21 protein-coding genes are annotated in these 24,590 nt (G+C 60.9%); 10 read left to right on the top strand and 11 right to left on the bottom strand.

The annotated features are described in order from the left end of the window. Positions 1–9: 9 nt before the first annotated feature. From AC1D3C_RS25425 to AC1D3C_RS25405, 5 genes are read left to right on the top strand one after another with little or no spacing between them, the layout of a single operon-like run. Entirely contained in the window at positions 10–981 is a 972-nt protein-coding gene (locus AC1D3C_RS25425) for an ABC transporter permease (protein ID WP_477484830.1), read from the top strand. Beyond that, a complete protein-coding gene (locus AC1D3C_RS25420) occupies positions 978–1,922 on the top strand; it encodes an ABC transporter permease (protein ID WP_477484829.1) in 945 nt (314 codons plus the stop codon). Before AC1D3C_RS25425 ends, AC1D3C_RS25420 begins: the two co-directional genes overlap by 4 nt. Continuing rightward, positions 1,919–2,908 (top strand): ABC transporter ATP-binding protein, encoded by a 990-nt coding sequence (locus AC1D3C_RS25415; protein WP_477484828.1) that lies wholly within the window; start codon positions 1,919–1,921, stop codon positions 2,906–2,908. Before AC1D3C_RS25420 ends, AC1D3C_RS25415 begins: the two co-directional genes overlap by 4 nt. Continuing rightward, complete coding sequence (locus AC1D3C_RS25410; protein WP_477484827.1) at positions 2,905–3,909, top strand: ABC transporter ATP-binding protein; 1,005 nt, start codon at positions 2,905–2,907, stop codon at positions 3,907–3,909. The genes AC1D3C_RS25415 and AC1D3C_RS25410 overlap by 4 nt, the downstream gene beginning before the upstream one ends. 18 nt (positions 3,910–3,927) lie before the next feature. Next, complete coding sequence (locus AC1D3C_RS25405) at positions 3,928–5,316, top strand: M20 family metallopeptidase (RefSeq protein ID WP_477484826.1); 1,389 nt, start codon at positions 3,928–3,930, stop codon at positions 5,314–5,316. 16 nt (positions 5,317–5,332) lie between these two features. Here AC1D3C_RS25405 and AC1D3C_RS25400 read toward each other — a convergent pair whose 3' ends face one another. From AC1D3C_RS25400 to AC1D3C_RS25385, 4 genes are all read right to left on the bottom strand, one after another. Continuing rightward, on the bottom strand, positions 5,333–6,049 hold the full coding sequence (locus AC1D3C_RS25400; protein ID WP_477484825.1) for an anti-sigma factor: 717 nt from the start codon (positions 6,047–6,049) through the stop codon (positions 5,333–5,335). Next, complete coding sequence (locus AC1D3C_RS25395) at positions 6,046–6,588, bottom strand: sigma-70 family RNA polymerase sigma factor (protein WP_038547017.1); 543 nt, start codon at positions 6,586–6,588, stop codon at positions 6,046–6,048. Before AC1D3C_RS25395 ends, AC1D3C_RS25400 begins: the two co-directional genes overlap by 4 nt. Before the next feature lie 156 nt (positions 6,589–6,744). Beyond that, positions 6,745–7,968 (bottom strand): MFS transporter, encoded by a 1,224-nt coding sequence (locus AC1D3C_RS25390; RefSeq protein ID WP_477484824.1) that lies wholly within the window; start codon positions 7,966–7,968, stop codon positions 6,745–6,747. Between the two features lie 154 nt (positions 7,969–8,122). Then, a complete protein-coding gene (locus tag AC1D3C_RS25385; RefSeq protein WP_477484823.1) occupies positions 8,123–8,821 on the bottom strand; it encodes a DUF899 domain-containing protein in 699 nt (232 codons plus the stop codon). 96 nt (positions 8,822–8,917) lie between these two features. Here AC1D3C_RS25385 and AC1D3C_RS25380 point away from each other — a divergent pair, with 96 nt between their 5' ends. Further along, positions 8,918–10,138: a helix-turn-helix domain-containing protein gene (locus AC1D3C_RS25380; RefSeq protein WP_477484822.1), complete on the top strand. Its 1,221-nt coding sequence runs from the start codon at positions 8,918–8,920 to the stop codon at positions 10,136–10,138. Positions 10,139–10,147: 9 nt separating this feature from the next. After that, positions 10,148–10,780 carry a Vgb family protein gene (locus AC1D3C_RS25375; protein ID WP_477484821.1) on the top strand — a complete coding sequence of 211 codons (633 nt, stop codon included), beginning with the start codon at positions 10,148–10,150 and terminating at the stop codon, positions 10,778–10,780. 85 nt (positions 10,781–10,865) lie between these two features. Here AC1D3C_RS25375 and AC1D3C_RS25370 read toward each other — a convergent pair whose 3' ends face one another. The 5 genes from AC1D3C_RS25370 to AC1D3C_RS25350 form a co-directional block, all read right to left on the bottom strand. After that, complete coding sequence (locus tag AC1D3C_RS25370) at positions 10,866–12,047, bottom strand: Wadjet anti-phage system protein JetD domain-containing protein (protein WP_477484820.1); 1,182 nt, start codon at positions 12,045–12,047, stop codon at positions 10,866–10,868. Positions 12,048–12,052: 5 nt separating this feature from the next. After that, a complete protein-coding gene (locus tag AC1D3C_RS25365; protein WP_477484819.1) occupies positions 12,053–15,514 on the bottom strand; it encodes an SbcC/MukB-like Walker B domain-containing protein in 3,462 nt (1,153 codons plus the stop codon). After that, a complete protein-coding gene (locus AC1D3C_RS25360) occupies positions 15,511–16,200 on the bottom strand; it encodes a DUF4194 domain-containing protein (RefSeq protein WP_477484818.1) in 690 nt (229 codons plus the stop codon). Before AC1D3C_RS25360 ends, AC1D3C_RS25365 begins: the two co-directional genes overlap by 4 nt. Position 16,201: 1 nt before the next feature. After that, positions 16,202–17,686: a Wadjet anti-phage system protein JetA family protein gene (locus AC1D3C_RS25355; protein ID WP_477484817.1), complete on the bottom strand. Its 1,485-nt coding sequence runs from the start codon at positions 17,684–17,686 to the stop codon at positions 16,202–16,204. Positions 17,687–18,396: 710 nt separating this feature from the next. Beyond that, complete coding sequence (locus AC1D3C_RS25350; protein WP_477484816.1) at positions 18,397–19,563, bottom strand: helix-turn-helix transcriptional regulator; 1,167 nt, start codon at positions 19,561–19,563, stop codon at positions 18,397–18,399. A 274-nt stretch (positions 19,564–19,837) separates the two neighbouring features. Here AC1D3C_RS25350 and AC1D3C_RS25345 point away from each other — a divergent pair, with 274 nt between their 5' ends. Beyond that, the gene (locus AC1D3C_RS25345) at positions 19,838–20,743 is read left to right on the top strand and encodes an ADYC domain-containing protein (protein WP_477484815.1); all 906 of its coding nucleotides are present in this window, start codon (positions 19,838–19,840) and stop codon (positions 20,741–20,743) included. A 95-nt stretch (positions 20,744–20,838) separates the two neighbouring features. Next, positions 20,839–21,075 (top strand): hypothetical protein, encoded by a 237-nt coding sequence (locus AC1D3C_RS25340; protein WP_477484814.1) that lies wholly within the window; start codon positions 20,839–20,841, stop codon positions 21,073–21,075. A gap of 148 nt (positions 21,076–21,223) precedes the next feature. Here AC1D3C_RS25340 and AC1D3C_RS25335 read toward each other — a convergent pair whose 3' ends face one another. Beyond that, positions 21,224–22,273 (bottom strand): alpha/beta fold hydrolase, encoded by a 1,050-nt coding sequence (locus AC1D3C_RS25335; protein WP_477484864.1) that lies wholly within the window; start codon positions 22,271–22,273, stop codon positions 21,224–21,226. A gap of 103 nt (positions 22,274–22,376) precedes the next feature. On the opposite strand from AC1D3C_RS25335, the gene AC1D3C_RS25330 reads away from it, so the two are divergent. Then, on the top strand, positions 22,377–23,273 hold the full coding sequence (locus AC1D3C_RS25330; protein WP_477484813.1) for a LysR substrate-binding domain-containing protein: 897 nt from the start codon (positions 22,377–22,379) through the stop codon (positions 23,271–23,273). A 299-nt stretch (positions 23,274–23,572) separates the two neighbouring features. Here the strand turns inward: AC1D3C_RS25330 and AC1D3C_RS25325 are convergent, their stop codons facing one another. After that, positions 23,573–24,571 carry a LacI family DNA-binding transcriptional regulator gene (locus AC1D3C_RS25325; RefSeq protein ID WP_244447450.1) on the bottom strand — a complete coding sequence of 333 codons (999 nt, stop codon included), beginning with the start codon at positions 24,569–24,571 and terminating at the stop codon, positions 23,573–23,575. Between the last annotated feature and the right edge of the window lie 19 nt (positions 24,572–24,590).

Raw genomic sequence — 24,590 nt, 5'->3', positions numbered from 1 at the left:
GAATTTGTTGTGCTGAATTATGCCGCGTCACGGATCGTGCAGACGATCATCGTCCTGCTGGTGATCAGCTTCATCGCCTTCCTGCTGGTCGCCAATATCGGCGACCCGCTGGCGGCCCTCCTCTCCGCCGACGCGACCGTCAACGAGCGGCTGGAACTGATCGCCAAGCTCGGCCTCGACCAGCCCCTCTGGACGCGCTTCCTGCATTTCATCGGCAACATGCTGCGGGGCGATTTCGGCTTTTCCTATCGCACACAGGAGCCGGTCGCCAACCTGATCGCGGAACGCCTTCCCGCGACCGTCGAGCTCGCCTTCGTCAGCCTGCTGATCACGATCGTGGTCGGAGTGCCGGCCGGCATCTATTGCGGCGTCAATCCGAATTCGCTGTTCGGCCGCTTCATCATGCTGATCTCCACGGCCKGCATCACGCTTCCGAACTTCGTCGTGGGCATCCTGCTGATCGCGGTATTTTCCGTCCAACTCGGCCTGCTCCCGTCGTTCGGGCGCGGCACGGTGGTCGATCTCGGCTTCTGGAAGACCGGGCTCCTCACCGTCTCCGGCTGGCGGGCGATCCTCCTGCCGGCAGCGACGCTTTCCACCTTCCAGGTCGCCTTCATCATCCGCATGCTGCGCACCCAGCTGATGGAAGTCGGCCAGAGCGAGCACATCCGCTTTGCCCGCGCCCGCGGCCTGTCGGAAGCGCGCATCTGGTATGTCTATGCGATCAAGAACACGCTGCTGCCGGTCATCACCATGCTCGGCCTGCAGCTCGGCAACATCATCGCCTTTTCGGTGGTCACCGAAAACGTCTTCGCCTGGCCGGGCCTCGGCTCGCTCTTCCTGCAATCGATCCAGGGCGCCGACATTCCGGTCATCGCCATCTACCTGATTTTCGTCGGCCTGGTCTTCATGGTCATCAATCTGGTCGTCGAGCTGCTTTATCCGCTGATCGACGCCCGTGTGTTGAGGAGGCAATCATGACGCCTGTCGTCAACACCCCGGTAGCCGGCCCCGTTCGCCGCAGCAGGGGCGCCAAGCTTCTGCGCGCCATGCGCAGGGCACCCGGCCCCACTTTCTGTGCCGTCACGATCTTGGCCCTGCTGGTCTATGCCTTCGTAGTGCCGCTGTTCTCGCTGAACCCGTTCGAATTCTCCGGCATGTCGGTGCTGGACAGTTTCATTCCGCCGGCATGGATGGCGGACGGGTCAGCTGATTTCCCGCTCGGCACAGACGACCAGGGCCGCAACCTGATCACCGCCATGGCCTATGGCATGCGCACCTCGATCATCGTCGGCTTCCTGTCGGTCACCATCGGCCTCGTCCTCGGTGGCAGCCTCGGCCTGATCGCCGGTTTCGTCGGCGGCAGGGTCGACGCCTTCATCATGCGCGTCGCGGACGTGCAGCTCGCCTATCCCGCCCTGCTGCTGGCGATGATCATCGATGGCGCCGCCCGCGCGGTGCTCGGCACCGAGCGCAGCGTCGGCACCGCGATCACCATCGTCGTGATGTCCATCGGCATCGCATTCTGGGTCCAGTATGCCCGCACCATCCGCTCTTCAGTCATGATCGAGCGCGACCAGGACTATGTCTCGGCCGCCCGCATCACCGGCCGCAGCAATGTCGCGATCATCGTCCTGCATATCCTGCCGAACGTCATGGCCCCGGTCCTGGTCATCGCCACCATCAATCTCGGCATCGCCATCATCACCGAGGCGACCTTGAGTTTCCTCGGCATCGGCATTCCGGTCACCTCGCCCTCTCTCGGCACGCTGATCCGCAACGGCAACAATTTCCTACAGTCCGGCGAATGGTGGATTTCGGTCTGGCCCTGCCTAATCCTCGTCCTCTTCGTCGTCTCGGTGAACATCCTCGGCGACCACCTGCGCGACGTCTACAATCCGCGCCTGCGGGGCCGCTCATGATCAACGCTACCGCTCCCCTCCTCGACGTCCGAGACCTCACCGTCACCATCAACCGCGACGGAGGGCTGGTGACCGCGCTCGACAAGGTCTCCTTTTTCGTCAATCCCGGCGAAGTGCTCGGTATCGTCGGAGAATCCGGTGCTGGCAAGTCGATCACTGGCGCTGCGATCATCGACCTTCTCGTGCCGCCGCTGAAACGCACCGGCGGCACCATCACCCTTGCCGGGGAACGGCTCGACCAGTTGTCCCCAAAGGCGATGCGCGGCGTGCGTGGTGGCCGGATCGGGTTCGTTTTCCAGGACCCAATGACCAGCCTCAACCCAGTCATCACGATCGGTCAGCAGCTCTGCGACACCATCCAGGCACACCTGAAACTCAGCGGCAGCCAGACGAGGAAACGAGCGCTCGACTGGCTCGATCGTGTCGGCCTGCCCAATCCGGACGTTCAGTTCAAACGTTTCCCGCACCAGCTTTCCGGCGGCATGCGGCAGCGCGTGGTGATCGCTCTTGCACTTTGCGCCGACCCGGTAATGGTCATCGCCGACGAGCCGACTACGGCGCTCGACGTCTCCGTCCAGGCGCATATCCTCGAACTGCTGCGCGACCTGCACCGTGAAAGCAATGTCAGCATGATGCTGATTACCCACGACCTTGGCGTCATCGCCAAGATGGCCGATCGCGTCGCGGTGCTTTATGCCGGCCGCGTCGCCGAGATCAGCCCGGTCGGCGAGTTGTTCAATGCGCCAAAACATCCCTATACCCGCGGCCTGATCCGCGCGACGCCGATGCCGTCTGCCACCGGCGAGATGCGGCTCGACCAGATCCCCGGCGCCATGCCGGGGCTCGGGGCAGTTCCACCCGGCTGCGCCTTCAATCCGCGCTGTTTCAAGGCGGAAGGCGATTGTCGCGCGACCATACCGCCGCTTTATCAGGATGAAAGCTCTGCCTTTTCCTGCTTCCACCCGCTGGAAAGGGTGCCCGCATGAGCGCTTCCGATTTCCTCATCCTCAATCACGTCAGCAAGGTCTATCGCCGCAACCAGAGCCTCCTCGAGCGGCTGAAGAAGAACGAGACCGGCGGCACCAAGGCCGTCAGCGACGTCAGCCTCACCGTCCGCCATGGCGATACCATGGGCCTGGTTGGCGAAAGCGGCTGCGGCAAGTCCACGCTGGCGCGCCTCGTCTCCGGCCTGATGGCGCCCACATCCGGCGAGATCAGCTTTCCGCCCAATGCATCCGGCAACAAGCCGCGGCTGCAGATGATCTTCCAGGATCCCTATTCCTCGCTCAACGGCCGCTGGACGATCGAGGACATCATCGCCGAGCCGATCCGCGTCCATAAGCTCCGCCAGGGCCGCGCCGCGATCCGCGCCCGCGTCGACGAATTGCTGGTCCAGGTCGGCCTTTCCGCAGCGGACGCCGAAAAATACCCGCAGGAGTTTTCAGGAGGCCAGCGGCAGCGCATCTGCATCGCCCGGGCGCTTGCCGGTGAGCCCGAATTCCTGATCCTCGACGAGCCGACGTCCGCGCTCGACGTGTCGGTGCAGGCGCAGATCCTCAATCTGCTCCGCGACCTGCAGAAGAACCTGCACCTCACCAGCCTGTTCATCACCCACAATCTCTCGGTCGTGCGCATCATGGCCGACCGGATCGGCGTCATGTATCTCGGCGAGCTGGTCGAGGAGGCGACGTCGGAAGAACTGTTCCGCAAGCCGCGCCATCCCTATACCCGCCTACTCATCGATGCCGCGCCCGACATGGATACCAGCGACCGCTCGCTGCACCCGATTGCCGGCGAACTGCCGAACCCGGCCTTCCCACCCGCCGGCTGCCGTTTCCATACCCGCTGTCCCTTCGCGCAGGACATCTGTCGCAATACCGTGCCGCCACAGAAGGCGACCGAGGCAGGCGGCATGTTCCGCTGCCATTTCGATCTCGACCTGTCGAACGCGACGGTCTTTCCCGCCGTGAAGGCCAGGACGGCCTGAGTTTCCAAGGATGCCGCGATGACCCCTGCCTCCCGCCAAGCAACGATCGACAAGGCCGTCGGTTATCTCGATGACGGCTCATTTGAAGCCACGCTGCGCAAACGCGTGGCGATCCCGTCTGCCAGCCGCGTCGCGGCCAACAAGCCCGACCTCTGGCGCTATGTCACCGAGGATATGCAGCCGTTTTTCGAACGGCTTGGCTTCACGACGAAGATCTACGAAAACGATAGAGCTCCCGGCCCGTTCCTGATCGCCGAACGCATCGAAGACCCGCGCTTCACGACCGTCCTGCAATACGGCCATGGCGATGTCGTCGCCGGTCTCGACGGCCAGTGGGAGGCCGGCCTCTCGCCCTTCGAGATGACCGAAAGGAACGGCGCCTGGTATGGCCGCGGCACGGCCGACAACAAGGGCCAGCACGCGGTGAACCTCGCCGCCGTCGAGGCACTGCTCGCGACAAAAGGTTCGCTCGGCTTCAACCTCAAATACCTGATCGAGATGGGCGAGGAATCCGGCTCGCTGGGGCTGGAGGAAATGTGCGCGGCGCATCGCGACGAGCTGAAGGCGGACGTCTTCATCGCCTCGGACGGCCCACGCCTTGCCCTCGAACGGCCAACGATCTTTCTCGGCGCCCGCGGCGGCATGTCCTTCCACCTGGAAATCAATGCACGCGAAAGTTTCCAGCATTCTGGCAACTGGGGCGGCATCCTCTCCAATCCCGGCATCGAACTCTGCCACGCGATCACCGCGCTCGTCGGCCGCACCGGCCAGATCAAAGTGCCCGAGATGACACCGGGCTCGATTCCGGAAAACGTCCGCACCGCGCTCAAGGATTGCCACATCACGCCCGCCGCCGGCGATCCGCCGATCGAACCGTGGTGGGGCGAGCCGGGTCTGACGCCAGAGGAGAAGGTGTTTGCCTGGAGTTCCTTCGAGGTGATGGAAATGGAATGCGGCAACCTCGCCCAGCCGCTCTACGCCATCCCGCCAAAAGCCCGTGCCCGCATGCAGCTCCGCTTCCCGGTCGGCGTCGATCCGGATGCGGTGGTCCCCGCCGTCCGCAAAGCGCTGATGGATGYGGGTTATGACCGGGTGGTGGTCAAGGACCCGACCGACGCGATCTTCCTCGCGAGCCGCCTTGATCCCGATCATCCCTGGGTCAGCCGCGTTGTCGCCTCAATCGAGAAGACGCTCGGCACCCCGCCGGCAATCCTGCCCAATCTCGGCGGCTCGCTGCCGAATAACATCTTTTCCGATCTGCTCGGCCTACCGACGATCTGGATTCCCCATTCCTATCCCGGCTGCCTGCAGCATGCGCCGAACGAGCATCTGCCGATCTCGATCGTCCGGGAGGGCCTCGCGATGATGGCCGGGCTCTATTGGGATATCGGCGAGACTGCGGCCTGACCTTCAGCTTTCGCCGTCATGGTCGGTGGGCGGCACCGCTTGCCACGACCGGGCCGGTGGGCAGACCGGTCCGTGAACCGCCGAACGGTTCGAGGCTGACGGCAAGCGTCGCGCCTTCGGCCATGTTGCCGCGCAGATCTGTGGGAATGACGAGCTCGCCGGCCCGATCCGGCTGGAACACGCCGAGGGAACGCGGATCGCCGCTTCCGGGCACGAGCCAGAGCTCCAGCGATTTTTCTTCGCGTCCGCCGGCCGCGACCGGCACGATCCGCAATCGGCCGTTTCCGGCATCATAGGACGCGAGCAAGTTGATCTGCTCATTGGTCGAGGACAATTCCGCCACCAGCGGAGCGGCTCCCTGCGGCCTTGGAATCACACCCGACGCATAAAACACCGCAGCGACAGCAACCGCCGACGTGCCGAGCGCGAACCATCGCCAGAACAGCGCGGAATTCCACAGATCCCACGAGGGGGCGGCAACCCGGGCAGGACCGAAGAGACGGGTTTCTATCCGGCCAAAAACCACCGGGCGCGGCGCCACGTCCTCGTAGTCGTCGTTGAAGGAGGCAAGATCCGCCTGCCACCGTTCGACGATCCGAGCAAACGCGCGATCATTGGCGATCCGCTGTTCAACGGCGCGGCGAGCCTCGAGTGAGAGAACGCCGAGCACATATTCGCCGGCCAGGATCTCATCCTGCGGCCGCCTGCCCTGACTTTGTTCGCCCGACGTCATCGCTCCATGCACTCTCTCAACTTGAGAAGGCTCCGGCGCAGCCACGTGCGCACCGTATTCAACGGTACCTTCAATTCTTCCGCCAGTTCAAGATAACTCAAACCTTCCACATAGGCACGTCGAACTGCACGTGCATGCGCGGAATCCAGCTCCTGCATGCACCTGTCGATGCGACGGCCTTCATCCGCATTGGCCACCTGCTGTTCGGGATCGAGCGTGCCGTCATCGGCAAGGTCGTAAGCGGCATCAAGGTCTTCGGCGACAGGTTTCCTGGCCCGCAGGATGTCGATCGCATGATTGCGCGCGATTGCCGCCAACCAGGCGAGGGGCGAACCGGTATCCACGGCAAAAGTCCTGGAGCGCTGCCAGACCCTGACATAGATTTCCTGGAGCGCTTCTTCCGCGTCGGACCTGTCTTTCAAGATACGCAGGCAGATCGAAAATAGTTTCGGACTCGTCGCATTATACAACGAGGCGAACGCTTTGCGATCACCCATCGCCACGCGATTGATCAGAGCCGCGATCTCATTGCTTTGCATTCGGAAAAAACCTCGCCGTCCCCATCTATAGAGAACGCAGATCTCAAAAAACAAGGCGCCTTCGTCGCAAAACCCGCAGCAGGGTCTTCCATCTCCTCGCAGCCGATATCCCGCCCTGGCTTCGCCTCGTCGGGATCACTGCTGCTCGCCGGGGCATCAGGCGGCGTCGAGGGCCGGCACCGCCTGTCGACCCTTCGGAAAAGGCTTGAAGGTCAAGGCGATCAGGAAGGCGCCGATGCCGATACCCCAGGAGCCGACATAGAGCCATGTGTAGCTGGCGAGCGTGTCGTAGATCAGTCCTCCGGCCAGGGGGCCGGTCGCCATGCCCAGGCCGCCGGCCATTGCTGTCCCGCCGATCACCGTGCCCATCATCCGCATCGGGAAATTCTCGCGAGCGATCACCGCATAGAGCGGCATGACACCGGCATAGATGAAGCCGAACAGGGCGGCGACTGTATAGAATGACCCGAGACCTTGTGCGAAAACATAGGCCAGCGCGCCGAACGCCTGGGCCAGCAGACCGAGAACGAGCACCTGCTTGGCACCGAACCGGTCTCCGAGAATGCCGAACACGACGCGGCCACCCATGCCTGCCAGGCCTTCGACGCTGTAGATCGACACGGCGGCTATCATCGGAATTCCGCAGGTCACCGCATAGCTCACGGTGTGGAAGATCGGCCCCGAATGGGTGGCACAGCAGAAGAAATTGGTGAGCAGCAGGATGATGAACTGGGGCGATCTCAAGACCTGCCGCGTCGACATGGAGGACTGAGGATCTTCCCCCGGCGATGCGGCGGTATTGCCGCTCTCCAAAGCCGGCGCGCGCCGGACGAGCAGGGAGACGGGGATCATCACGACTGCCACGAGTATCGCGATGATCTGCATGGATGTTCTCCAGTCGTAGATCGACACCAGCCAAGCCGCGAAAGGCGACATCGTCATCGGCGCCATGCCCATGCCGGCCGAAACCAGCGAGACCGCGAGGCTTCGATGCGTGTCGAACCAGCCTGTGACGCAGGCCATCATCGGTGCGAAGATTGCCGCGATCGCCGTGCCGACGGCAAGTCCGAAGATGAGCTGGAATGCCACCAACGATGTCGTCATGCTTGCCGATGCAAGACTGACGCTGAGCAGAATCGAGCCGGCGAGAACGATGGGGCGAGGTCCCCAGCGATCGAAAAGGCTGCCCCAGGCAATGCTGGCGAATGCCATCGCGACAAACCCGATGGTCATGGCGCTCGAAACGCCGGTGACCGACCATCCGGTCTCGCGCGAGATGGGCATGAGGAAAACGGGCAGGGAAAACATCGATCCGATGGCGAGGCAGCCGAGAAGGCCGCCAGCCGCCACGATGATCCACCGATATTGAATATTGGTCATTTTTATCTCCATTTTGCAGTGTCCGGCAGCCGGTCGCGCGGCGATGAAGTTGCCTGCGTGCAGCCGTGAAATGCCGGCATGTCAGAACGTTAACTGCCTGAGCCGGATCGACCGAGTCGGCTCCGGTTCCTGTCAAGACTGGCCAAAGGCTGCCTCAATACTGGTCGTGCCGGCGCAGCCACGCCATCGGGAACCGGAATTCGTCCTCGTTGCGGCCCTTGGGCACGAGATCCAGAAAATGGTAGGCGCCGTTGAGCATGTCGACGCCGCGCGAATAGCAGGAATAGGTGTGGAATACCTCGCCGCTGTCGTTCCTGCAGAAGACGCTGATACCCACTTCTTCGGATGCGTTGCTCGGCTGGACCTCGTAATTGTAATAGGCCACGCCCTTGGGCAGATCTTCCGGCCTCACCGACGCCTGATAGTCGAAATTGAAATCGCCGCCGTTTGAGGAGAACCACGGGAAGTTCCAGCCCATGCGTTTCTTGTAGGCGTCGATCTTGGCAAGCGGAGCCCGCGAGATGGCGACGAAGGTCACGTCGCGATGGTTGAGATGGATCGGGATGCCGTTGAAATTGTCGGCCCAGAAGGAACAGGACTTGCATGCCTCCTCCCAGTCGGGACCGAACATGAAATGATAGACGATCAATTGCGACCGCCCGTCGAAAAGATCCGCCAGGGAAAGCTCGCCATTCGGCCCCTCGAACCGATAGGGTTTTTCGACCCGTTCCCAGGGCATCGCCATCCGGCGGCGCGTCAGCGCATCCCGTTGGCGGGTGAATTCCTTCTCCGCAGCGAGCAGATCAAGGCGAGCCTTCAACCATTCTTCCGGCGAAACGACTTGATTTTGCATATCAACCTCCTGTTTGTTGGAATGCAGCTTGGTGGTCGTGGGATAGACTAGGGCCGGATATCGAATGGTGAGAGTGACAAGTGTGACGGGATTCCGATGGACTCGCTGATCACCGCCGCGGCGCGTGCGCTCGCCTCGGGCGATCCCCTTGGTGCCTTGAAGCGGGTGGCGCTGCGCGAGGATGCGCCGGCACTCGCACTTAGAGGCATCGCCATGGCGCAGCTCGGCGAGCTCGTCCGAGCGAAGGCTCTCCTCAAAAGAGCCACTCGCGCGTTCGGCCCCAAAGAGACGATGGCGCGCGCCAGATGTGTCGTCGCCGAGGCGGAGATCGCGCTCGTCTCCCGCGATCTGACCTGGCCGGTGAAAGCACTCGACGCAGCCCGGGCGGTGCTTGAAGCGCATGGTGACCGGGTGAATGCCGCACATGCGTTCAATCTGGAGGTCCGGCGCCTGCTGCTGATCGGTCGCCTCGACGAGGCCGAGCACCTGCTCGCGGGCTTCGCGCCGCCGCCGCTTCCGCCGGCGTCGAGGGCTGCCTATGAGCTGGTTGTCGCCGGCGTTGCGATCCGCCGCCTCCGGACGAAAGCGGCACGCGCCGCGCTGGGCCGCGCAGAGCAGGCCGCACGGGAAGCCGACATTCCGGCAATGACGGCGGAGGTCGAAACCGCGTCGCTCGTCCTGAAGACGCCTGCTGTACGCCTGATTGCACGAGGCGAGGAACGTCCGCTGCTGCTGGAGGAGGTCGAAACCCTCCTCGCCTCCGGCGCGCTGGTGGTCGACGCATGCCGCAACGTCGTGCGGACCGGAGACACGATTATCTCGCTCTCGTCGCGGCCGATATTGTTCGCGCTCGCCCGCGCTCTGGGTGAGGCCTGGCCAGGCGATGTGCCGAGAAGCACGCTACTCTACCGCGCCTTCCGGGCCAGGCACGCGGACGAATCGCATCGCGCCCGCCTGCGGGTCGAAATTGGCCGGCTGCGTGTCGAGCTCCAGACGCTGGCGAACGTCACCGCGACCAAGAGGGGCTTTGCGCTGTCACCACATGGAAATGCCGACATCGTCGTACTGGCGCCGCCCGTGGACGAGCAGCATGCGGCGGTGCTCGCCTTGCTTGCCGACGGCGAAGCGTGGTCGAGCTCGGCGCTGGCGATCGCACTTGGCGCGAGTTCCCGCACCGTGCAGCGGGCGCTGGACCAGCTTTTGGCAGCCGGCAAGGTGCAGTGGTTCGGCCAGGGGCGGGCGCGTCGGTGGATGGCTCCGTCCGTGCCGGGCTTCCCGACAATCTTGTTACTCCCCAGTCCGCTGCCGAACGATTAGGATGGGCCCATGAAAAAATCTCAAGCCGAAATAATCCGAGAATACGGCCCCTTCCCTGGGATAAATGACGTACATGGCGTCACCTTCGATGGCCGGCACGTCTGGTTTGCCTCGGGAGACAAGCTGAACGCCTTCGATCCGGCGAGCGGCGAGACGGTGCGTTCGATCGATGTCGCCGCGCATGCGGGGACTGCTTTCGACGGCGAACACCTGTTTCAGATCGCCGAAGACCGTATCCACAAGATCGATCCGAAAACAGGCACCATCCTCGCGACGATTCCCGCACCTGGAAATGGTGGCGATTCCGGTCTCGCCTGGGCCGAAGGAACGCTCTGGGTCGGCGAATATCGAGGCCGGAAAATCCATCAGGTCGATCCCGATACGGGCAGGATCCTCCGCACCATCGAATCCAACCGCGTCGTCACCGGCGTGACCTGGGTCGACGGCGAACTCTGGCACGGCGTCTGGGAAGGCGACGAGGGCGAGGTGAGACGCATCGATCCCCAAACGGGAGAGCCATTGGAAATGCTCGAAATGCCACTCGGGCTCGGTGTGTCGGGCCTCGAATCCGATGGCGCCGATCAATTTTTCTGCGGCGGCGGAAGCAGCGGCAACGTCCGCGTCGTACGGCGGCCCAGATAGGGGCTTGCGGCCGCCTCGAAAGAGAGATTTTCACCCCGCGCAGCGAGATCGGCGGATGCCCTCTACGAACGTGGGCTATTCATGCCTATGTCGCGACAATGTTTGGAATTTGGGGATCAATCTGTTCTTGCTCCATGATCTTCGCCTCTGGCTGGGCAAGATAGTCCACAAGGTCGGAAATCATCGAGCCCGCTGCCTCTCCACGACGCAGCTTCGAAGCCCCTATCGAAACTACACCGAACGCCTCCGCAAGTTCACGGGACATAAGATGCGGTCGCAATCTGCGCTCAAGCGCGCGTTCGATTGTCCTGAAGATCCAGGTACCGTCCGCATCGATATCGGACCAATGAAAGAATGGCACGGTATCAGGCAGCATTGACGCAACTACCGCCATCGCTTTTTGAGCCGCCAGAGAAGGATACCCACCGACGAAAAGCGTGAGACCCGATCCATTCGGGTCCGCCTCTAAGACATGCCGGTTGAAGCTGGCAAAATTTTCGACCGTCAGAACGTAGTCCGGCTGCCGGCTGAAGTTTATCCGCATCATCTCGGTCGGCGGGATGCCCAGATAGGAGAGCGATGCCCCGACAGAGATGCCGTCGAGCAGGAACCTTCCGGACAACAAAAGCGGAGGGCTAAAGCGCTCTAGACCAAGGGTCGCGAAAGCCGCCCGCGCACTGCTTGCAGGAGGGACGTCAACGACGGCCCCGACCAACCGCAGGACAGCGCCCTCCAATTTTTCAAGCGCTTTGCTATCCGCGACGATCCTTCTGGAGAAAGTGCGATAATCCAGATCGAGGTGGCGCTTCTCCACAATCGCCTGAGCCAGGATGACCGCATTTCGCATGGAGGCCGCACTCTCGACGCCAATATTGATCCATTTGCGGTTTCGCGACCATGCCTCGACCGCCGATAACGCAACGTCACGAATGGCAGGGTGGATGTTCAATCCGCCGAGCACTTCCTCTCCAACGGTCAATGCCGTCTGGTGGCTGGGTGTGCGGTCGAGATATTCGTAAAGCAGCCGCGCATCGGTCAACCTCACCAGTTTCAGTTCTCCGCGCCTCCGACCGGAACCGTAAACAAGTGCGACACCGCCTCGGCGTTCTGCCTCGCCGATCTTCCTCATAAAAACATCGCTGGCGGTAATATCGGCAAAACCGCCATGATCTGGATAACCGACGGGCTGGGCTGTGCCGTCCTCGAAACGGTCGAGCAAATCCTGCAGCAAATCTTCGGCGATGGTAAATTTGCGACCGCGTGCCACGACCTTTACTCCGCCGCCATCCTTGCGGCGATGTCGGCATCACTCAGCGTTTCCGGATTCATCGCAAGAATTTCGTCTCTGGCGCGTTTGCCGATATAGACGACGTTGGCGAAGGATTGTTCGTCGATGCGGTCGATCTCGACCAGGCTGTGCATGTAGCCGATAATGGCTGGCTTCTTTTCCAATGGGGCGGCGATAACGACCTGAAGTCCGAGATCTGCATAAAAAGACATCATCGCCCGTTGATTTTTGCCATCCATCTTGGAAAAGGCTTCGTCGAACAGTGCCGGCGACATGCCCTTCTGGCCCCGATGCGAAACGGCACTGCCGTACACGGCTGCGAGCGAAGCGCCGATGGCAACATAGAGCGGTACCTGCTGCTCGGCACCAGATCCGGTATTCCGCCGCGTCTCCCACCGGGTCCGAGCTTTGGTGTGAACATCCTCCATGTGGATTTCGAAGGCATAAAAGTTCCGATAGTCTTCAAAGGCCGAAACATCCTTGTCCGGATCTTCCAGCAATTGCTCGACAGCCTTGATCGTATCCTTGTGTTGAAAATCATCGGGAACATTGGGCTTGAAAAGGGTATCGAGCGCTTCGTCCGAGATCCGACTGATGTCGATAATCTTCAGGATAGGCTGGAACTGGGCCTCCGCAGTCCTGTGAAACGAATAGATTTCATTGTGGAAGGGGTGCCCCCTGAGGCTGCGGTTGAGCGCTTCTATGTCCCTCTCCATCTTCGAAACACGCGTATTAAGTGCGTTCACGAACTCACCGCGGAATAGGACTCCCGCCCGCTCCGATGCCTCCTTCGCCTTGTCTTCGTAGCGCCTTAATTCGTTTCTCTCGATGTCCTCGATCAAGAGGTTCATCCAGGGTTTTATGTCGGCCAGCAATTCGCTCTCGGGCCCGACCTGTGAACTCACGCCGAACTTGGGGTTATTGAAATAGTCATGGAGGGCACGGCGCGCATCGAGTTCCGCGCGGCGGTTTCGGTCGGCTGCGCGGTCGGTTGCCTCGGCCGCTTGTTGACCAAGTTTGCGATGCGCCATTGCTTCGTCGCGAGCGGATTGGCCCATTGTCCCGGAATCGTGAGAACGTCGCCTTAGTGCCTCCAGCCTCTGACGGTAAGCCTCGCCGCCTTCCGGATACTGGTACAATCTGCGCTGAGTGCGATAGCGGGCTTTGGCAATAGAAAGATTCATGGCCGAACCTTCCGTTCCCTCGCCGCTCTTCAAAGCTCGCTCACCGACTTCTACATCGACCTGATACTTGCGCGAGCGCTCGTCGATCGTCCTTAGTTCCTCTTTCTTGCGATCCTGGAACGCCTTCTGGGCGCGGAACCGTTCCTTGAGCCCATCGTCGCCCGCCGCGTCGATGGCCGCGACCCGCTCTTGCGCATCCCGCATGCGTTCCGCACAATCGTCGATGCTGTCGAGCATGTCCGCCAGTCGGTCCGTATCCTGCCGTTTCAGCAAATCAAGCGCTGCCAGGGCATGCGTCAGAAGTTTCTCTTCGCGCTGCAAGCCCGACAAAACGTCTGCCTTTTGAGCAAAATCTTCCTTCAGGTTGATGAGATGATCCGCCTGCGCTGCCCTGCCGATCTTGTGATCGCGCGGATTGACCGCTCTGTGGCTACGCACAAGCCCATCGTCATAAAGGCCATCCTGCATGATGGCGCGCCCCGGCTGATTGAACTCCTCGAGCGTCAACGCGAGGCGCACATTGCTATATCGGCGCTGAAGAAAGGCACGAGCGTCGGGATCGGCGGACCGGAAGAGCGCTGGGAATGTTCCCTGTCGAGGCGCATCGCGGAATTCGTCGAGTTTGTTCAGACTAACAAGGGAGGCGCCTTGAAAATCCCGGCGCCCTTCGCGGAAAAGCGCTGTCGCTTCACGAATATTGTGTCGTTCAACGAACACGGCTTCTCGGTCGCGACCCAGCAACGCCTCTGCCGCAGCGGTCCAACTCGCATCGGCAACTTCGAGCAAGTCGCAAAATGGCCTGGCATCCATGCCCCTGCTTTCGAGCCGCCGCAGCAGGAGTTTCGTCTCACGCGAGAGATATGCGGCAGAGCCCCGCTCATCCACTTCGTCCAGCACCTGGCGAATACCCGCAATTTCCTTTGTCAGCAGCACGATTTGCGCTGCCGTCTCCCGACGACGTCTCTCTACCGTCTCCACGGTGACGACGACATGGGTGCGGAAATTCTGCTCGGCATCTCGCATAGCTTCGCGGTCAGCTTTGCCATCTGGCCCTGCGACCCGGGTGCAATAAGCTTTCATGAAACCGGTATCGTCGAGCACCTGTGTCAAGTCGGCGAGCTCGATCGCCGACTTGCGCCTCCTGTCGACCTCCTTCTTCAGGCGGTCGTTGTCCGCCGTGAGGCTCTTTAGGACCTCCAGCCATTGATCGCGCCCGGACTGCGCTTCGTGCGTGGCAATTGCTTTCCTTAGCCGCTCGATTTCTTGTTCGGCATCCTTGATCCCCTCGATCGCGAGGTCCCTGTCCTCTTTCTCGGCGTCGATAAAGCGCCTGGCTTCGGCAATCCGCTCTTTGAGAGCCCGATTTTCCGCACGGGAAGCAAGCCACCATGCCCGACGCGCCAACCAATTCTCCAGGTCCTTCTGGCCCAAACTCTCCTCGAAGGCAGCGATGAACCCTCCCATCTCCTTGAGAGCCTCGAGCTTTTCGCGCAAGGTCACGATCGTCGCGCTTACGCTCCGATAGGTTTCGATCGAACTACGCAAATCGCGGATGTTGATGGGGTTGTCTTCAAGGATGAACCGTCGGACGAACTCGGTCGCGGAATATCCCTGATTGAGCGTCATCGCGTTCACGACCGCTTTTAACAGCGCGGAAGCGCTCTGCTCGGCATTGGGAAGGCTTGGCACCAGCCGGCGCATATACTCGCGGACAAAGTCGATTGCCTTGTCGCGATGATTGACAAAATTTGCGTCGCCGACGGACGCAATGATCCGGGCCTTCACCTCATCCCATTGCGTGGCATAGATGCCGTCAGCGCGCTTGTCCGTAAAGTCCGCCGTCGTCAGCAGCTTGCCGATGACCACGAAGCGCCCGAGAATCGTTTCCGCAGCGTCGGTTTGCCGTGCTTCGATGGCAAGCCCAATTGTGATCGGAGGATGCTGCTTTTCTCGATCCTCGAAACCAAGCGCTATATAGGTCAGCGTCTCGGGGCGGCGGACGTCGCCGTCATTCAGCGTTCCCAGGCAGTAGCTGAGCACGCTGCGCTTCGATGCCGAGCGCGCCTTGCTCCCTTCCCCAGCGACGGCGTTCAGTCTCAGATAACTTCGGCTCGCCCCGGACAGAACGACCTGTATCATGTCGAGGATCGTCGACTTCCCGGACCGGTTCTCGCCAAGAATGCCGAAATTGCCCTGAACTTCGATATCCTCGACATCGAACAGATGCCAGTTGACCAACGTGATGCGCCGCAATTCCATCATGGAGTATCACCTTTTGCGGCAGAGACATCGACGCGGAGCAGCTCGCCGGCGGCCGGCATCGCACGAGAGCGCATACCCCGTTCCTCCGCCGTCACATAGCTTTCAAGGCGTGCGAGAACATCGGCCCCGCTGACGAACTTGATCATCGGCCGTATCACAACCTCCCGATCCTGAGCGTCGTAATCGAAGTCTCCGATCGAGATGAGATTGCGAACCGCGACCTCCTTGAGCAAATCGAGGAAACGGCTGGCCGTGATCGTGGGCTTGCCCGTATTCTGCAGCATGTCCCTGTAGCGTTCATGAAGCACGTTGACGGTGGTGACCGCAGTTGCCCGATCGAGCAAGTTGCCGACATCCGCTTCCTCCTGCCAGTGACTGCCCAGCACCAGCACCACGATCGTTTCGTCGAGTCGCATTTTCGGAACGGAGGAAGGATCGTCATCATCGAAGAGGATACCGACCCACTGCTCCTCCGCGTTTTTATGGACGCGATAACCTATGCTATCGAAGAACCCATCGATAATTCGTCGGAAACGATTGTCGGTCAGGGTGTTATAGACGGTCGCGGCACCGCGATCTCCAGAATAGGCGAACTGGTTTCGCAACAAATAGCGACATGCCTTCCTCAGGTCGGCCGCCTTGTCGATACCATAAGTCGCCTCGACCTGCTCGAACTCGCTCAACATATCAGGCCTCCCGACGCGAAGGATCGCCCAGACGGCGAATGGAGAAATTGCTGCAGCGAAGCCATTCGCAGTCATGCGGTTCGCTCTCGGGCAGATGCTCAAGCTCGAATTCGTCGGAAACGGGGCTGGGGACATCGCGGGTCAGCGCATAACGCCGAGCCGCATCGAAGGCCAGGAAATCATCGATGTTTCGAAGCTCGACAAATCGCGCTTCGATGGTGTGATAGGGGGATGATATGCGCGCAAGAAACTGGCTGACGCGTTCAGCCGATGGAGAAATTCGATCGAGATAGTCTGTTCGCATGCGTTTTCGCAGTTCATAGACCGGATCATAAGGGCGCTTGGCGAGCGGCTTTGCTTCGATTGGCAACCTCGCCTGCCTTTGCTGCGCAAGCTGTTTTTGCGACCAGGGCACAAAGATTCGCGCAACCTCGCAGGGAACGGTCGGCTCCACATAACGATCAGGCTCGGCTGTCAGCAGCGTTTCCATGCGTGCCACCAGTGCCCTTGCCCGTGAAGAAAGTCCGCGTTCTCCCTGTTCAGCGTATTTCACCGTGTTCTTGAGCCGCATTTCCAGCGCCCGACGAAATTGTGCGATACGGTCGAACATCTCTCCGACGGTATCGAACGTCCTTTCGATGGATAGGAGATCGCTGACCGCCTCATCACGGGCCTGCTGGATATCGGACGTGATCCCGATTTCGATATATCCCTCTGCGACAATCGCAAGGAGGTCCGGCGCATAGGAAATCCGGCGGGCTGTCGTCACGATCTGGTCGCGAAAACGATAGGGGTGATTAAAGGTGAGGATCGCCTGAAAATCCTTCAGGATCAGTTCGCCGATGAATTCCTCGAAATAGGTGTCCATCTTCTGGCGAAGGTTTTCCGACTCCACCAGCGCTTTGCGAATACGCCGGAGATCCGACAAGATCGCCCGCAGCGTCTTCACGAACTGATCCGCCTGAACTCGCGCTTCGCGCAATGCATATAACGCACTCGACCTCGCTTTATCGGGATTTTTGATCGAAAGATTTTCGACCAGGTCGAGGCTTGCCTTGATATGGACCACGAGACCGCCGAACCGCTGCGAGACGTCAGACTTCAAGCTCGAAAGCCGCTGGACGACCAGGAGCGCTCCCATCGGCATATCGACGGTGATCTTCAGGCCGTATTCTTCCTCTTCCAGCCAACCGGTGCGCACGAGACCCAGATAAACCTGTTGCGCGGCCTTCAGAACTCGATCCCCGGTCTCACCGCCAGTTCCGGCAAATTTCAGCCTGCGGCGCCCCTTCGAAACGACCTCCGGCAGGCCCTCGATGAGATCGTCTGCATCCAGAAGCAAATCCGGCCGTCGGCCAACGACATCATAGATCGCATGGACCAGTTCCTGGCGCGTCGGGAAGGTTGAGCCTGTCGAGAAGCAACGGTCATATACTTCAAGCAGCGACTCTTCGTAGAGATAACGGTGCTTACGGGAAAAAATCAAAAATGCGTCGTCATGAAGATACTTGAATAATGGCATAAGTCGTCAATCTGCGCCTCGCAGCCGCTGGAAACTTATAGTGGTATATGCCCCACAATACACGCTCGCTATGGTGTGTAAATATGGTTTTAGAATCTGCTGCAGGTTTCGGCTACGATGTAAGCATATTTTGAAATCCTGGCGCCCGATGAGTGCTTTGAGACGCCGAACAACAGTCCGATCGCCACAATGAGTGATGATCCGCCCATCAATTTGCCTGCCGCAAGTTGACCTGCTCCCGGCCTGACCTGAAAGCGCGACGATCGAACGAGCTACTCCACTCCCTGGGACATCATCCAGCACCACCTCACCCCAGCGTTAACGCCATGGAATTGAAAGCCATTCTTCGCAATATCCAGGCCTATCGTAACAATTTGCATCGGGAATGGCTCCCGTAGTTGCACAATCAACGGTGGTGAATTTAGCACTGCGGTTGCGGTTGCGGTTGCGGAAGCAGGGGCCGTCCATCCCATCAAATGTATGGGGAGAGCAAAACTCGATCTACTACAGGCACGATTGATTTGGCGCGTCCTGGGTTCTGTACGTCAGCAAAAGTGCGTCAGAGCCAGCTCTCAGCGGAAATCAACAGCAGATCCTTCTCGACGACAATTCGGCGAGATCGAGCCTAGAGGCGACCGAGCAACGAAGCAGCCTCTCGCACAGGCGCAATCCCATCACGTTGTGCCGGCCGACGCAGCCAACGACATCTCGTGCAAGATTGGCGACGAGATCGTCGACACAAGTGCGACGAGATCGGCCTGACGTGAGGTGGAGGTCTTTGCATAGATCCGGCTGAGATGGGTTTTTAGCGTATTCCCGCTGATGGCAAGCGCGGCGGCACATTGCGCTGAACTCAATCCTCTGCCGATCTGCAGGACGACGCGCGCCTCCGCCGGCGTCAGATCGTAGAGGGCGATCAGCACGTCTTCAGGCGGCGGCGAAGCGGAGATGGTGGTCGATATGAACACGGCGGCGCACGCAGGCCTGAAGGCCGCTCGTGCAGTGCCTTCGCTGAGCGGCAGGACGTAAGCGACCGCCGGAGACTGTCCCGGGGCAGAAATTGGCAGACCGATACCGCGCGAACCCAGAAAGGCGTCCGCATGCGCCGCGGCCGCTATCGCGTCCAGCAATGCGCGTGAAACCATAGGGGCGTGAGCCTGAAGGACGCCGCTTCGCGAGCGCAGAAGTTTGTTCTCGTCGAGCATTTTTACCGCATGGGCATTGGCATGAAGAATCGCACCATCTGCTCCGGCGAGAATGACGGGAACAGCGAGGCTGTCGAGCACGCCGCGATATATGCCGGCGGTGACGCGCGTGTGGTCCAGGAGATCGCCGATCAGCGAAGCGCGGCGCAGGTGGGGTGAAAGCAAAGCCAGAAAGCTCTGTTCTTCATCACTGATCGGCGGCCGATTCGCCCAGGTCGTGGTACTGAATAGTCCGATCCGATCCGCCGTATGGACGAATTTCGTCGTGCACGCCTCCCGCAAACCTTGAGGTTTTGCCCATTCCTGAAAGAACGCGGATTGCTCCAGTTCCCCTTCACTGATGATAGACAATGTCCGCTGGGGCAGATCGATGTCGCCGATGACCGCGGCCCTTAGGCCAGGTATCGCGTCAAGCTCATAGTCCTGTAGCGCTCTCAACTGCTCGGCATCCCAGGGAGACTGCGCCGCAAATCGACCTCGACTGTCCCTGACGCTGGTCAGGGCAATCGTCGTGTAGGCAGCGTCGATGGTACTCGTGATGCGGGTCATGACGCCTGTCCAGCCTTCCGGACTCAAGGCGCAATCATAGATATCGCCGATGATCGACGACAATATTTCGTCACTCAGTCTGCTCATGCCGCCCCCTGCGCACAATCGCGTCGTGTTCACCTCTGCCGGCCGGACATTGGCAGGAATACCGGGAAATATGCAATCGGAAGCTTTAGCGCAGCTAACTGGCCGGAAGACACAGCAACATCATACTTGCGGGTGACGACGATGCCAGGAACGTAGTTTAGAGGGCTTGGTCAAGGCGCGACGCGCGCTCTCCAGCTTCGATTTTGAGACCCGTCATGGATACCCGAATCCACCAGCAGCCGCGCCTTGTCGTCGTTGACGACGGAGCAAACCCATGGCGACGACGCGCGAAAGCCGTTGCCGCATTCCTCCTGATCGTGTGGTCGAGATGATCGGACCATGTGCATTTACCAAACTGGTTGCCTTGGCCCTCATCTGTTGCGCCGCCGTTGCAAGCTCTTCGTTGCCGGCTGCGGCAACGGTGTCACTGCCGGAGCGGATCGAGAAAACCGACGTGGTGGGAACCGCCTTCCGGCTTACCTTTTCGAGCGGCAGAGTTCTTCAGGGCAAAGAATTGATCGGCGCTACCCTGTCGCTGCTCCTGTCCGGCGACCCTGTTGCCCATCGTGTTCGCATCGATGACATCGTGACCGACAGTCGCGATCCCGAGGGCGAGGTGTTGCTGCACAAGGTCACCGTTGTTGACGGCGCGATACCGGCGGAGCTCTGCGATGCCGATCCCGATGGAAATCGCTGGATGTTTCCGCTCAAGGGGCAGTGGAACGGAGAGGGAAAAATGACTTCGCGATCCGGCTTCACCCTTACATGTTCGGCCGGAGCCCAGGGGAAATGCGTCCGCTTCGGTTATAAGCCCTGGAAAACCCTGTCAGACGGTATGGATCTGGCGGAGTACCACCGCGCCTGCGTCAATATGGTCCGTGCCGACTATTGCGGCGACCACGCGACGACCCGAACCGGCATGAAGATCGACATTTACGACGATCGCGGCATCCAGCGCGAAGCCGAGAGTTCCGGCAGCGATGAGTTGAGCTTTGAAGCGGCATGGAGTTCCACGGGGGCCGTCTGCGTAGCGCATACCCGGGTCCCCGAAAGGATGACGCTCGACGGCCTGAGCCGCTCCTGCCCTCGCCTCGCCGACCGCCTCGGCACGCCTTGCACACGACAGAATGCCGGAGCCGGGCTGTTCGGTAAGGCGTTGCTTTTCAACCGCTCCCGCTAGCCGAAAACCGTTTCCTGTCCTTGAAAATTTTGAAGCGCAGGAATTTTGAAACCGCTGGATTGTCCTCGGTTCCCTTCAGACAAAAGGAAATGATCATGAAAATCCGCCAACTCGCGCTTATCGCGCTTTTCACTGCCGCCGCAATTCCTGCATCCGCGGAAACCGTGAGCAATGCGATAACCTCCAACGCCATCACTTCCAATGCCATCACCTCGAATACCAACTCCTCCAACATGAATGTTGGTTCGGCCGAGGGTGTCGAGACCGGTGCCGGCCGCGTCGATGACGTCGTTGGCGTAGAATTGCCGAACGGCAAGACCATCACGAAATGATCTCGGAACGGGCGAACGTTGTTCGCCCGCTCTCTCCTGCGAGGCCCAAAAAAAATTATTGCTCAAGATCGGTTCCAATTACACTTCCTGGTGATCTCACTGTGAGAGTTTCAGACGGTCTGGCGCAGTTCTGCGATCGAAAGCAGCATCACGTCCTCAGGAAGCGCAGGAGCGCCGACATGAAGGCCGCCCGTCCGGCTTTGTCGCGGTCGAGATGCACGAAGTGCGTGGCATTCGGAATGGTGACAAGTTGCGCATTGGGCGCTTCCCTGGCGATGGTTTCGGCATCTGCTGATCTGCTCCAGAAATCCAACTGGGACCGGATCACCAGCACAGGCATCGACAGCGCTGACGCGTCCCATTGCCGGCGATCGAGCGCGAGTTCGAAACTATCGGCCATTGCACCGCTCGGAGCCCGAAAGCTCGGCGGATTGCGCGCCGACGTCGTTGGGTCCGAAGCGAGCGCGGCATCGCCATAGGCCTTTGCCACCGACGGGTCCCGCCACTGCGACTTGTCTGCGGCGGGAATGCTCTTGTCCCAGGCGGTAAACAGGCTCTCCCGGGTGTTCAGACGGTAGGCACCGAAAGCAGCCGTATCGAAGGTTCCAGGACTTTCCTTGTCGTCAAGCGGCGAACCGCGTCCCAGTGTCGGATGCTCGTCGGACCCTCCGTAGAGCGTGTTGTAGAGAATGGCACGCTTGACCTTTTTCGGGTTTTCGCTCGCATAGGCGCCGATCCAGTGGCCGCCTGTGGCCCAGCCGACCAACGACACCCGATCATCGCCACTCCATCCGGATATGGCATCCACCGCGGCACCGATATCGGCAACCGCATCGGCCGTGCGGGCAAGCGGTGCGCCGCCTTCCGGCGGCCCATCCATACCCGGCGGCCGGCTCGATGCGCCATACCCCCTGAGGTCGAGAATGTAGATCTTGTGGCCTTCCGCTGCGAGATCGGCAGCGAGCGATCCGCCTTCGGCCGGCAGATCGAAGGAGGCGAGCCCGGGAACGCGCGCGCCATGCACAAGCAGTACCGCTGATCTCCCGGGAACTTCCACTCGGCGCTTGACCTCCCGGACGAGCAGCCGCTCGCCGCCGGCAAGCTCGACGAAGCGATCGGTGCGCTCTATGTCCGCCGAAGCGGCAGTGCCGATAATCCCGGCAAGGGCAAGGGTGACGATCACGTCAGATGAGAACATGATGTTCATGGCTGAATTCCTTCCGTTTTATTTCACGGCCATATTTGGACGAGACGGATCCGGAATCGATGACGCGCATGAGGCTTTTTGATATTATCGCGATATGGAACTCCGGCACATTAGACATTTCCTCGCCGTCGCGGAAGAGCTGCATATGGGCCGCGCCGCCGGGCGGCTGGGCATGGCGCAACCGCCGCTCAGCCAATCGATTGCCCGGCTGGAGAAGGAACTCGCCGTCAAGCTCTTCCTACGCATCAACCGAAGGCTAATTCTTTCCGACRCCGGCCGGGTTTTTCTCGACGATGCGCGCGCGGCACTGCGGCATGCGGACGCCGCCATGGCGCTGGCGCGCGAGGCAGCGGACGGCGAGGCGGGTGAACTCCGCCTCGGTTTCGTCTCGGCCGCGCTCTACCGGCATCTGCCGCGGCTGCTGCGCCGGTTGAGGGATGAACTCCCGGGGGTGCGGCCGCATCTGTTCGAGCTCAGCAGCAATGAGCAGCTCGCGGCGATCTCGGAAGGCGATCTGGATATCGGCTTTACCCATCCGCCGTTCGGCACAGGCGAACGTCTCGATATCCTGACGTTTCCGGATGAGGAGCTTATCGCCGTGCTGCCGAAGGACGGCGACCCGGATAGGGTGACCCTTGGTGAGCTCGCGGCGCGCGGGCTTGTGCTTTTTCCAAAGGAACAGGGGCCGGCGACACATGCGCGGATCCTGGATGCTTTTGCCGCGGCTGGCCAGGAGCCGCAGATCGTCCAGGAGGCAACGCGGGCCCTCACCATGCTGTCGCTGGTCTCGGCTGGCCTCGGGGCCGCACTTCTGCCGCGATCGACACAGGTGCTTTCGTTCGAAGGCGTACGTTATGCGTCGATAACTGATGGCAGGTTGCCGGCCTTCTCTCTCTCGGCGATCGCCCGGCGCCGGCCGCGCCGCGCCGTCATCGACAAGGTCTGGAAGGTGTTGGCTGTTGTTGCTGCCGAAGCGACGCCGGGCAGCTGATAGAGCGTCAGATTGTCCCCCGCGGGAATAGCGGCAGACGGCGGGTGCGGTGACCGGTCGCCTGCGCAGCGCGTTGTCTGTCTCAATCCTGCCTGACCTTGGACTTCTTCACCACAAAATCAAGGAAGGCCCGTAGAGAAGCTGGCACATGGCGGTAGCTGGCGTAAACGGCATAAAGCTCTCCGCGGTCAATGCCGACGTCCAGCAGTAGTCGCCTGAGTTCGCCTGACCGTAAGTGGACAGCCGTATCGCTGGTCGACACCATGACACTGCCGAATAGGACTGTATCCCGCGGTCGATTAGACAGATTCACGCTCGACGAGGGCGCATTCGACCTTCAGCTGGTCATGACTGCTTTTCAGGCCGCCGGCGATGTCGTGGATCATTTCCACGGCCATGGCACCCATCTCGAACAGCGGCAGGTGCAGGGTCGTCAGCGGCGGACGGATGAACTGGGCGATGTCGCGATTGTCGAACCCGATCACGGAGACGTCCTTCGGGACGGACTTCCCCCGCTCCTTGAGCGCCTCGACGCACCCCAGCGCCATCAGATCGTTGGCACAGAAGATGGCGTCAGGAGGATTGGGCAGGTCCATCAGCAGGTGGGTTTCGCTATAGCCTGATGACGGCTCCCAATTTCCGTAGCGCACCAGTTGCGGGTCGAAGGTGAAGTCGTTGCTGGCCAGCGCCTGCTTGTAGCCGCGCAACCGGTCACGCGGATTGTCGAGACCCTCCTGGCCGTTGATCAAGGCGACCCGGCTGCGGCCGGCGCGGATCAGCCGCTCCGTGGCGGCGCGGCCACCGGCGACGTCTCCCGGCACGATGGAGGGCAGTCGCCTGTCCTGGTCGTAGCAATTGACGAGCACCGAGGGCACAGTGAACAGGGCCGCCGGCGGGTCGATCTTGCGGGTCAGGATGGTGCCGAAGATATAGCCCAGCAAGGGCTGCTGCCGACACAGCGAAAACACGTCCTCGTCGGGGTCCTCGCCCGCGCGAAAAATTCCGAGCGTGACGATAATGCCGAATTCGAGCGCCTTTTCCCGCGCGCCCTCGAAAGCGAGCGCCATCCAGGGATCGGTTGTCAGCTCGTCCGTGATGAAGCAGATGACCCTGCTGTCGGACAGGTCGCCAGACGGCGACCTGTTGGGGAGCCTGTAGCCGAGCTCCTGAACCGCATCCATCACCTTCTTGCGCGTGGCTTCGCTGAAGCGGGCGCCGGCACTGCCGTTGAGGATCAGGGAAACGGTTGCCTGTGACACACTTGCTCGCGCCGCGACATCCATCATGGTTGGTTTCAAGGCGTTCTCCATGTCGCTT

Source organism: Neorhizobium sp. P1_A6, from assembly GCF_056406795.1.
The sequence above is the reverse complement of the archived record's forward strand: the minus strand, read 5'-3'. Positions and strand labels throughout refer to the sequence as shown.

Excerpts from the sequence above, each read along its gene's own strand:
- AC1D3C_RS25420 (WP_477484829.1), top strand. The coding sequence starts at position 978 with ATGACGCCTGTCGTCAACACCCCGGTAGCCGGCCCCGTTCGCCGCAGC.
- AC1D3C_RS25415 (WP_477484828.1), top strand. The coding sequence starts at position 1,919 with ATGATCAACGCTACCGCTCCCCTCCTCGACGTCCGAGACCTCACCGTC.
- AC1D3C_RS25410 (WP_477484827.1), top strand. The coding sequence starts at position 2,905 with ATGAGCGCTTCCGATTTCCTCATCCTCAATCACGTCAGCAAGGTCTAT.
- AC1D3C_RS25400 (WP_477484825.1), bottom strand. The coding sequence starts at position 6,049 with ATGACGTCGGGCGAACAAAGTCAGGGCAGGCGGCCGCAGGATGAGATC.
- AC1D3C_RS25395 (WP_038547017.1), bottom strand. The coding sequence starts at position 6,588 with ATGCAAAGCAATGAGATCGCGGCTCTGATCAATCGCGTGGCGATGGGT.
- AC1D3C_RS25390 (WP_477484824.1), bottom strand. The coding sequence starts at position 7,968 with ATGACCAATATTCAATATCGGTGGATCATCGTGGCGGCTGGCGGCCTT.
- AC1D3C_RS25385 (WP_477484823.1), bottom strand. The coding sequence starts at position 8,821 with ATGCAAAATCAAGTCGTTTCGCCGGAAGAATGGTTGAAGGCTCGCCTT.
- AC1D3C_RS25380 (WP_477484822.1), top strand. The coding sequence starts at position 8,918 with ATGGACTCGCTGATCACCGCCGCGGCGCGTGCGCTCGCCTCGGGCGAT.
- AC1D3C_RS25375 (WP_477484821.1), top strand. The coding sequence starts at position 10,148 with ATGAAAAAATCTCAAGCCGAAATAATCCGAGAATACGGCCCCTTCCCT.
- AC1D3C_RS25365 (WP_477484819.1), bottom strand. The coding sequence starts at position 15,514 with ATGATGGAATTGCGGCGCATCACGTTGGTCAACTGGCATCTGTTCGAT.
- AC1D3C_RS25360 (WP_477484818.1), bottom strand. The coding sequence starts at position 16,200 with ATGTTGAGCGAGTTCGAGCAGGTCGAGGCGACTTATGGTATCGACAAG.
- AC1D3C_RS25350 (WP_477484816.1), bottom strand. The coding sequence starts at position 19,563 with ATGAGCAGACTGAGTGACGAAATATTGTCGTCGATCATCGGCGATATC.
- AC1D3C_RS25345 (WP_477484815.1), top strand. The coding sequence starts at position 19,838 with ATGGCGACGACGCGCGAAAGCCGTTGCCGCATTCCTCCTGATCGTGTG.
- AC1D3C_RS25340 (WP_477484814.1), top strand. The coding sequence starts at position 20,839 with ATGAAAATCCGCCAACTCGCGCTTATCGCGCTTTTCACTGCCGCCGCA.
- AC1D3C_RS25335 (WP_477484864.1), bottom strand. The coding sequence starts at position 22,273 with ATGTTCTCATCTGACGTGATCGTCACCCTTGCCCTTGCCGGGATTATC.